This is a genomic window from Moritella viscosa, assembly GCF_900120065.1.
Classification (GTDB): Bacteria; Pseudomonadota; Gammaproteobacteria; order Enterobacterales; family Moritellaceae; genus Moritella; species Moritella viscosa.
The window spans coordinates 1-9,740 of the sequence record NZ_FPLG01000009.1 but is presented as its reverse complement, the minus strand read 5'-3'; the positions used below and the strand labels follow the sequence as shown (position 1 = coordinate 9,740).

Genomic DNA, 9,740 nt, shown 5'->3' with positions numbered 1-9,740 from the left:
GCTAAGTTGGTTCGCTTGATGCTCCAATGCTTGATAACTTAAACGTTCATCGCCATGCACGAGTGCGATTGCATTCGGTCGTAATTCAGCTTGCTTTTGAATAAGCGAAGGTAATGGTTGATATTCCCAATAGTGAGGCTGAGTTGCAAAACTATTTAAGGTGTCTCGTTCCTCATCATCAAATAATTCAATCTCAGCAAGTGTGATCGTTTCAGGCAGACAGAGTAAGTCAATCATTTTAAAATAATGATGAGAGAATTGTTTCATGACATTTGCTGAATATAATTCTGTGGCGTAGACAAAACGACAACTTAATTGCTCAGAAGATATCACATCTAATACGATTTCAAATGGCGTTTCACTGACTTCAAACTCTTCGAAACGAATAAGTAATTCATCCGATGTTTGCGTTAACCCATCGCCATGACTACGGAAATTAAAAGCAACCTGAGCATTAACTTGATCATCATTATTATCAAGAAGTTCAAGTGGTAAATGCTGGTATTTTTGAGCTTTATCTAAATTGTTCTTACATGAATCAATCCATTCTTCCGTCGTCATCAACGGTGAGAAAGTCGTATTTAATGCCATATTGTTGACATAGAACCCTAACGAACGTCTATTAGCTGAGTTTCGATTGAAATTAGGGACACAAAGAGTCGGACTCCCCTCACCGCTCCAAGTATTCATTGTTAGCTGTAATCCAGCTAGTAGTAACGTAAACTTGCTACAACCTAGCTGTTTCGCTTTGCAAGAAACAGCATCATTAAGCTCATAAGAAAACTCAGGGCAATAATGTGACGCAGTATATGTATCTTGCTGTAGCTCATTCAAACGTGGCAGTATTAAACGTGCAGAATCATAGTTCACACTTTTATGAAGATCAGCTAATTCACTTTGAGCATCAGAACTTACTAACCAATCTCGTTGCTCCTGAGCATAGCTGAAATAATTCTGACTTTTTCTTACTTTAAGCTGCTTACCAGAGAGACCCGAGATAATCTGCTTGATTACTAATTGTAATGACCAAGCATCAACTAAAATATGATGCCCAGATATAAGCAAAGCATGTTTGTTCTCGGCCACTTTATATAAACAGCATCGAATCAAAGGTCCAGACTCTAAATCAAAGCGTTCAAGCCATAATTCACGGGCAAGACATTGAGCTTCCGACACCGCTTCTGAATGATGTTCTAAATTAATAAAAGCTAATTTTTGATAGATGTAAGGTACTGAGCGCTGGCAAGGAATACCATCTACTTCAGTAAACTGAGCTCGTAATATCTCTTGCTGCTGCCGGACCGTTTCAATAGTAGATTCAAGTTTGATTACATCTAACTCACCATCAATCCATAATAAACCGCCGAGGTTATACGCTTTACTCTGTGGATTTAACTGTTGAAATAACCATAACCGTTGCTGTGAAAAGGAAAGTCCAGTCCAATCTGATGGTTCGTTACTATTTACACAATCTACTACTGACATAATATGCCCCTGATCTAATAATTAATTTTATAATTATTCTGCTAACGCATCGCGTAAGTCTTTCGGACGTAAATCTGTCCACAGTTTATTGATATGTTCGAGACAAGTTTCTTTATTACCTTGTACACCCATATCTTCCCATCCTTCGGGGATATCACGGTAGTTAGGCCAAATGCTGTATTGTTCCTGTGCATTTTTAACAACAACAAAAACAGTGTCCTGATAATCTATACTCATACGATTCCCTTATTTATCCCGATAGAGATCTAACTAATAACTTGCTCAACAACCTGCTGAGCTTGATCCAACTCTCGATCACCTAATTCAATTAATTGACCGTTATCCATTTTGATAACTCGGTCTGCAATATTGAAATAACGATCATCATGTGTAATTGCAATAATTGTCTTACCTCGCTGTTTTAATAACGGTAAGATAGTTTGATAGAAAAAATGTCTAAAACGAGGGTCTTGATCCGCAGCCCATTCATCGAGCAATAAACAATCTCGTTGCTCAAGTACAGCCATCAATAAAGCCAAGCGTTTTCGCTGCCCCTGAGAGTAACGAACATCACTAAGTTTACCGTCCTCATAGCTGACTTTATGTTGCATTTCCAACATATTCATCCAATATTCAACTCGCTGGGATTCAACGTTATTTCCTTCCGCATCAAGCAATTGGTGGAAGAGATGAAAGTCAGTAAAGACCGCTGAAAATAATGTTCTATATTCATGCCAGGACGCAATGCTGACAGGCTGACCATCAATAATCACCTCACCTTTCTGCGGCCTATATAATCCTGTAAGTAGACGTGCAAATGTAGATTTACCGCTACCATTACCACCAATAATAAATATCAGTTGTCCTTGTTCAATCGTGAGATTTAATGGCCCTACAGAAAAAGCAGACTCATCAGTCTCCGATTGATAAGTATATTCAACGCCCATAAATTGAAGCTGTTTAAAACCACTATAGGAATTACGTGATTCAGTGGCGAGATTGTCAGTATTAAGCTCTAATCTAGTTAATTTGTTCATCGATACATTTGCCGCGATCAATGCAGGTAAAGCGGCAACAGCAGACATTAAAGGCGAGCGCATGAACAAGATAACTAATGCAAAGGTTGAAGCAACTTCTAAGCTTGCCCAGTTCAAACCAACGGCGAGATAATAATTTAAACCGATCAATGCAAGTATCACGGTATTAGCAAGATTGCCCGCGAAGCCATTATGTATATCGGCTTTCGTGACTTGCTCGCAGTAAGCCTTAGCATGCACATCAAACTCTTCATAAAAGAAACGCTGTGCACGCTTCGGGTTAAGCGCTAGCTCTTTTCGCCCATCAATCATGGCTTGGTAATCCGCAAATAATTCATCATCATACTCACGAACTTGCTGTACATAATGACTGATCTTATACACCAACCAATAACCAATCAGCGCAGTCATGGATAACATAGCTAAACTAACCAAGAATAATGATGTCGAAAGAAATCCTAAATAAATCATCGCAAAGATAGCAAGCACAGCACCATAAACTAACTCTGGCAAGTGTACGAATGCGATCGTTATATTTCGAATATCCGTATTTAAAGACGCTAAAATGGATGAACCACCAATTTTTTCTAGTTGTTCAATATCAGTATTTAATAATTGCTGAACCAATTCATAACGTTTTTTATAGACAAAACGATGCCCTAAAATATGCAATGATACTTGTGCGGCCGTTGAAATCAGTAATAAACAAATTAGTAACATACCGAATTGTACAAGTAGCGTTACCAACTCACCGTCAGGGTTTAACATGTTATGTTGAATAAACACAATCACACCGACGCTAAGTCCTGCACTACATAAACTCAACAGCATTACCGCAGACAATACCGAACCTTGTTTTGCCCCCAGCATCATGAGTAATTTCATAAAACATCCTTGCCATTAAACTAAATGATAATCACCTTTATTTCTATTCAAGGTGAAGCATAATTAAAGTACTAAATGCACGCTTTTATAAACGACGCAGTCCCCACATAAGGTATAAACCGCCTATGATAGAAGCCATCAGACCTGCTGGTATCTCTTGTGGATAGAGTAATTGACGCCCAAGCCAATCCGCTAACAACATTAAGATCATACCAAACATACCAGCACTCAGAATATGCGAGCGGGCATTGTTAAAACCAAACAAACGTGCAATATGTGGTGCCATTAAACCGACAAAACTTAATGGGCCAACAACCAAGGTGGCAATCACTGTCAGCACTGCTACCAGTGTTAATAATATCAGTCGAGCACGATTAACATTGATACCTAAAGCTACTGACTGCTCAGCACCAAGTGGTAAAACATCGAGCCATCGACTGCAACTCAGCGCAGTGATAGTAAGTACGACAGCAAAAACAACAATCATGACTAACGAATCCGCATCAACGTAATATGTTGATCCAGATAACCAAGCAAGTATTTGGTAGCTCCGAGGATCACCTCCAGCCAAAATAAAACTTTGAACGCCATCCATTAATGCAGTTATCGCCACACCAGTCAGTAATAAACGTTCAGGCTGAAATCCACTACGACGATTAAGTAAAACGAGTAATCCTAAGGTCAGCATTGCACCGACGAATCCACCGAAATAAAGCCCGAGTTTAGTTGCGCCAAATCCAGAAAAAATGGCAATAATAAGGCCGAGTGCAGCACCAGAACTGACCCCCATAATTTCGGGGCTTGCCATTGGATTACCACTTAAACGCTGAATAATTGTCCCTGCAACTGCAAGCATGAGCCCGCCGGTAGCCGCACCAACCAGTCTTGGTATTCGCCACTCTAATAAGTCCCAATTATGCACACCAGTCAACCAAGTCCAGCCGTCAATTTGTTGTCCAAATAAACTAAAAACAAACAACAAAACAAATGACAGGAAAAGTAATCCCAACATATGTTTCGCTGACAAATAACTTACGCAGGTACCACTTCTTGATAATAACCTTTGTGTTTGAGATTGAGATTTAAATTGTAATCGAGGTAAAAGCCATAATAATAAGGGAGCGCCTAAGATAGCTGTTGCGGCCCCCGTTGGGATAAGCATTGGCAGGATCCCAGGTAATTGTTGCAATAACAGATCCGTGACGCTTAATAATAATGCCCCAAGTATTGCAGACAATAGAATACGATGAGCAAAGCTTCTTACTCCTAACAAACGAACAAATGCAGGAGCCGCAAGGCCAATAAAACCAATAACACCAACTGTACTCACAACCCAAGCAGTTAATAAAACGGCTATCGTTAAAGTGATGCTCCTTACTCTAGCTAATGACATACCTAAACTACGTGCACTTTCATCTGATAGCTCAAGTAAACTGAGAGGTCGCACAAAACAAAATGCAATAATAGTGGCCACGAGTAATCGGGGTGCTAAAAAAATCGCATCATCCCAACTACTTTGAACAAGTGAACCAGCCCCCCAGATCATCAAACCTTTAAGCTCTTCTTGATTCATTAGTAACAATACGGTAGCGAAAGAGCCACAATATAGATTTACCACTAAACCAGAAACGATAACTATTGATGGCGATAGTGCCCGGCGCCATGCCAGCGAAAATACCACAAGCATAGTAAATAGTCCGCCCAACGTAGCAACAGCGGACGGTGACCACAATAATAATTGAGGAGCAAATAATGTTGCGAGTAATAAAGCCAAATTAGCACCACTTGCTACTCCTAATGTTGCAGGAGAAGCTAAAGGATTGCGTAAAACCTGCTGCATGAGAACACCAGCAACGGCTAAACCTGCACCTGCTAATAATGTCGTAACAAGACGTGGCCACCAACTAAAATGCAGCAGCACACTTTGCACAGAGTTAGGATTGAAGTGCCACAGGCTTTCAATGCTCTCACGCCAAGGACCAATATTCATTAACTGCCAAGCAGATAGGAATATAACAAAACAGAGTAAGCTAGTTGTTAATCTAATAGGCGTTATAGTCATCTTACTCTCCACTATTTTTAGCTACTAAATGAGAAGACAGTGCACGCACAAATAAGTCTGCAAAACGCGTAGCCGATGATAATGCACCAAAACTCCATACGGCAGGCATTCTTAACACGGGATAGTTTGATTCTTTACTCATAAATTGCCACAACTCATTATGCTCAAGCGCAGACTCAGTGCCAATTGGAAGAGGTTCAATCACAACAATTTGAGCGTCAATACCAACAAGTTCATTAATGCCAACCAAAGAGAATCCCCATTGATTGGTTGTTCCTTGCCAAGCACTCTCAATCCCTAATTCATTTACCGCTGTTTTATATAAACTATTATCACCAAATACGCGTAAGTGATTCGCATCCATAAATTGCACCATCAGTACAGGGGGTAAATCACTTGGAACTTGCTGCTTTAATGCTAATATCTCATCACGCTTTTGAAGAATAAAATGTTCAGCCTCTTTTTCAACACCAATATTCATCGCAAGCTCTCTAGTCATACTCTCCATTGCCTGCCAATTCACATTACCCTTTTTGTATAAACCAATTTCAGTCACTTTTGTGATTTTTTGTAATTGCGGGGTCAATACGCTGAACATTGGCGAAATTAATATTTGAGTTGGAGCTAATTCTGCGAGTAGTTCTAAATTAGGCTGGGTGCGTAACCCTAGATCTAATACACCATTTGGTATTTTAGGTTCTTTAACCCAAGCGTTATAATCTTGTTTCTGAGCAATACCTAAAGGAGTGACACCTAAAGCAAGTAAGGTTTCGACGTGAGTCCAATCAATAGCAACAACTTTTAGGCTTCGAGACTCTTCAGCTGCATAACAAGTAAAGCTAGTAACTAACGCTAACATTAAAAAAATTGATTTCATTAATTACAAACCTTAGCGCAAGGCATTGCAACTGGATAACCGACTGAATGCTGCATAACAGCCATTGGAATGCCATAGATTTGCTCTAATGTTTCAGCTTCTAATAACTCATCAACAGAGCCATGTTTAAGCAGCTTCCCTGAATGCAATGCAATAATATGATCACAGAAACGAGCAGCCATATTGATATCATGTAGAACAATAATGACACCTAGATTCAACTCTTGGCTCAGTTTACGAATTAAGGTCAATACTTCGATTTGATGTGCGATATCGAGTGCCGATAAAGGTTCATCCAGTAAAAGGTAACGGGTTTTTTGAGCCAATAACATAGCAAGCCAAACGCGTTGACGCTCACCACCAGATAACGTATCGACCAAACGATCTCGATAGATCAGCGTATCTGTCAGTTCCATTGCGTTCTCAATGCAATCTTTATCTGTATCTGATAAACGGCCTAATAAACCATGCCAAGGGTAACGACCAAAACTAACAAGATCGTGACCATTAAGTGCATCGGTAGCAGGGAGGTGTTGTGGTAAATAAGCAATTTGACGAGCTAACTCTTTGTTAGACCACTTCACTAATGGTTTTTGATCTAATGTAACGAGACCATCTGTTGCGCTTTGTTGGTTTGCGAGAAGTTTAAGTAACGTTGATTTTCCAGATCCATTATGCCCAACCAAGGCATAAACTTTACCTTGTTCGAACTCCATTGTTAAATCGGATAAAAGATTGCGTTCACTAATATTAAAACTCAATCGTTGTGCTTTAAGCATAAAAGTCACTTCCTGTAACAATAGATTCATAAGGTATATAAAGGGGAAATACAATAATCTGAATGAGAATGATTGTCAATACCATTTCCTCTAGTAAAATAAACCTATAAATCAGTCTTATATAGTTATTTATTTATCGGAAGTTTAAGTCTCTTATTTTCGGCTGAAAACGAATACAAGCTAAAATCAATATTTTCATCTAAAAAAAGAAGGGTTATAGTTATTTAAAAATGTTAACAATAATATTAGATATGATAATTAGAGTAATTGAACTAGTTGTAGTGAATAATCATTAATTCGGAAACTGAAGAGTTAATGATTATTCACTAAATAAAGACAAAATTTAGGTATTATTATTGGTTGGAGACTCTTTCATATTTTTAATATTTCATAAAAATAGTCTATCAATTTAAAAATCAGTTTATCGCGATAACCTGATTTTAATCACCAGGGCATAATACCCTGGCCTCAGATTCTAATGGCAGCAGCTACAATTACGTTTGTATTTACTCATTTTACCAATACCTGGATTGAAGGTGTTAGTTGGGTCCAGCTTATGATAGAACTCCTGTAATGAACTTTCGGCTTCATAAAGATGGCCGACATTATGCTCCGCAGGATACTTAGCTCCTTTTTGCTTCAGTAGTTCCAACATCATTGATTTCATTTTCTTAGTGTCGGTTCCTTTTTTGAAGATATAATCCTGATGGAATACATGACACATAAAGTGTCCGTAATAGAGTGATGTAACCATGTTTTCAGCTATCTCTTCTGGCAGTTGCTCTACCCAGTCATGTTCATTACGGCGAAGGGCGATATCTAATGCTAGAATCTCTGCAACTTCTTTTCTATGAATAGTCTCGTAACGGATAGCAGCCCCCGCCGCTGCAAAACGATGTAACAGCGCTTTTTTACCTTCGTCAGCGCTACATACAAAATAGCCACCACTAGAGTCTTCTCCCCAATGTTCATCTAAATACGCTTTTGCTTCTTCAATGCCAGCATCACTCATTTTTAAGATCAAGTGATACTGATACTTATCACGAAAGTCCAGCATTCGCTTTGGTAGATGCTGAGGAAATAATTTACTCATGTAGTACAGAGCTGTATCAGGCAAGTATTTGTTCATAAAAGGAATGCGGTCTAAAAAATTTTCTGCTTTTGCTTTTAGCGCAAAAAATTTAGGTAGACTGCCCGTACCTAAATAGTTAATAGAAAGAAATACATCTTTACCATATTTCTCTGCTAGGTTAAAAATATCGCGGTGCATATACTCCCCCATCTCCGGCAAGTTGCTAAAGTTGGATAATATGTCTCTCCTTAACAGGGTCAGTTTGTCCGCATCATCAGTGCCAATATAAAAAATTTGTTCTTTTTCTGGTACCGGATAGCTATCAACCCTCACGGCAAAAACGCCTAATTTACCTGCACAACCACTAGCTTCATATAACCTACGCTCATCAGCGTTAAATCTAGATGGGATATCAGAATCAACATCACGAATACGGTCTTCATATTCTCGGTCTGAAGCCATACCAACATCTTGAAGTATATTTTCAGGCTTTATGTTACCTTCCTGAATGTTAGTTAGAATTTCTTCAGGTGTGGAACCTAAACCATAGAGCCCTAAGTGGTTAACAAGGTGTAATTTACCTTCTTTATCGACTTCAGAAAATAGAGCTAGTTCAGTATAAGCAGGGCCACGTTTAACCAAAGCCCCACCAGAGTTATTAGCAATCCCACCTATAACCGTTGCACCAATAGAAGAAGAACCAATTACAGAATGTGGTGCTCGGTTTACTTTTTTAAGTTCTTTTTCTAAGCTGTGCAGACTTGCACCCGGTAGGCATATTGCCTGCTTACCAGCATCAAGTAGATGGATCTGCTTCATCAGAGTCACGTTAATAATTACCACGTTTCTGTCATAATCACTACCGCTGGGGGCCGAGCCTTCCGTCAAGCCCGTTTTTGCCGCTTGCATGATAATAATGCAGTTTGCTTCTACACATGCCTTAATTACGTACCACTGTTCCAGTAAAGTAGCCGGAAACACAATAGCAAGCGATTCACCTCTTCCAGAACGAAATCCAGAACGGTAATATTCTGTTTCTTTGGCGTGGGTTAATACGTTCTTTTCTCCAACAAGTGATTTAAACTCATTTATTAATGCATGGTTTTCCATGGGCATCCTTTATTTCTGTGCTTTGAATATTGTAGTAGTGTAAACATTTACGCATCAATTTATCCATGCCAATTATATTTACGTGTGTTACACCTTTAAAATCAAAGTTCATTAAATATGAGGATTATTACTTTTTATCTATTAAAAACATTGAGATAGGATGTTTATTTTTAATGTTCACTACAGACTATTCATAATTTCGCAACGGTAAGTTGCAAAAGAGCAAGTAAACGACGATCAGGTAAACACATATTTACTTAAGTATAATAGTGATCAACTTCTCACTTCAATACCCAAACAAAAACTTAACTGTTCAAAAACTAAGATTACAGTAGGTCTCCAAATCAGGTTTATTGGCGAGATGTTACGATCAATAATAAATAGCATGCTAAGCGATAAAGCCCGAATCTTTCGATTCAGGCTTTCGTTGTTT

Annotated in this window: 7 protein-coding genes; all 7 read right to left on the bottom strand. The window is 38.8% G+C overall.

Annotation, left to right across the window (positions count from 1 at the left end; genetic code table 11):
- On the bottom strand, positions 1–1,485 hold a 1,485-nt coding region (locus BT797_RS01775), incomplete at its 3' end, for a condensation domain-containing protein (protein ID WP_211705411.1).
- A 33-nt stretch (positions 1,486–1,518) separates the two neighbouring features.
- Positions 1,519–1,722 carry an MbtH family protein gene (locus BT797_RS01770; protein WP_045109075.1) on the bottom strand — a complete coding sequence of 68 codons (204 nt, stop codon included), beginning with the start codon at positions 1,720–1,722 and terminating at the stop codon, positions 1,519–1,521.
- Between the two features lie 29 nt (positions 1,723–1,751).
- On the bottom strand, positions 1,752–3,407 hold the full coding sequence (locus tag BT797_RS01765) for a multidrug ABC transporter permease/ATP-binding protein (RefSeq protein WP_045109074.1): 1,656 nt from the start codon (positions 3,405–3,407) through the stop codon (positions 1,752–1,754).
- 85 nt (positions 3,408–3,492) lie between these two features.
- Positions 3,493–5,469: a Fe(3+)-hydroxamate ABC transporter permease FhuB gene (gene fhuB, locus BT797_RS01760; RefSeq protein ID WP_075470953.1), complete on the bottom strand. Its 1,977-nt coding sequence runs from the start codon at positions 5,467–5,469 to the stop codon at positions 3,493–3,495.
- Between the two features lies 1 nt (position 5,470).
- Complete coding sequence (locus tag BT797_RS01755; protein WP_211705409.1) at positions 5,471–6,346, bottom strand: ABC transporter substrate-binding protein; 876 nt, start codon at positions 6,344–6,346, stop codon at positions 5,471–5,473.
- Complete coding sequence (locus BT797_RS01750) at positions 6,346–7,125, bottom strand: ABC transporter ATP-binding protein (RefSeq protein ID WP_045109072.1); 780 nt, start codon at positions 7,123–7,125, stop codon at positions 6,346–6,348. The genes BT797_RS01755 and BT797_RS01750 overlap by 1 nt, the downstream gene beginning before the upstream one ends.
- A gap of 475 nt (positions 7,126–7,600) precedes the next feature.
- Complete coding sequence (dld, locus tag BT797_RS01745) at positions 7,601–9,307, bottom strand: D-lactate dehydrogenase (protein WP_075470952.1); 1,707 nt, start codon at positions 9,305–9,307, stop codon at positions 7,601–7,603.
- Positions 9,308–9,740: the final 433 nt, after the last annotated feature.

Coding starts and splice junctions, on each gene's coding strand:
- BT797_RS01770 (WP_045109075.1), bottom strand. CDS start 1,722: ATGAGTATAGATTATCAGGACACTGTTTTTGTTGTTGTTAAAAATGCA.
- BT797_RS01765 (WP_045109074.1), bottom strand. CDS start 3,407: ATGAAATTACTCATGATGCTGGGGGCAAAACAAGGTTCGGTATTGTCT.
- fhuB (WP_075470953.1), bottom strand. CDS start 5,469: ATGACTATAACGCCTATTAGATTAACAACTAGCTTACTCTGTTTTGTT.
- BT797_RS01755 (WP_211705409.1), bottom strand. CDS start 6,346: ATGAAATCAATTTTTTTAATGTTAGCGTTAGTTACTAGCTTTACTTGT.
- BT797_RS01750 (WP_045109072.1), bottom strand. CDS start 7,125: ATGCTTAAAGCACAACGATTGAGTTTTAATATTAGTGAACGCAATCTT.
- dld (WP_075470952.1), bottom strand. CDS start 9,307: ATGGAAAACCATGCATTAATAAATGAGTTTAAATCACTTGTTGGAGAA.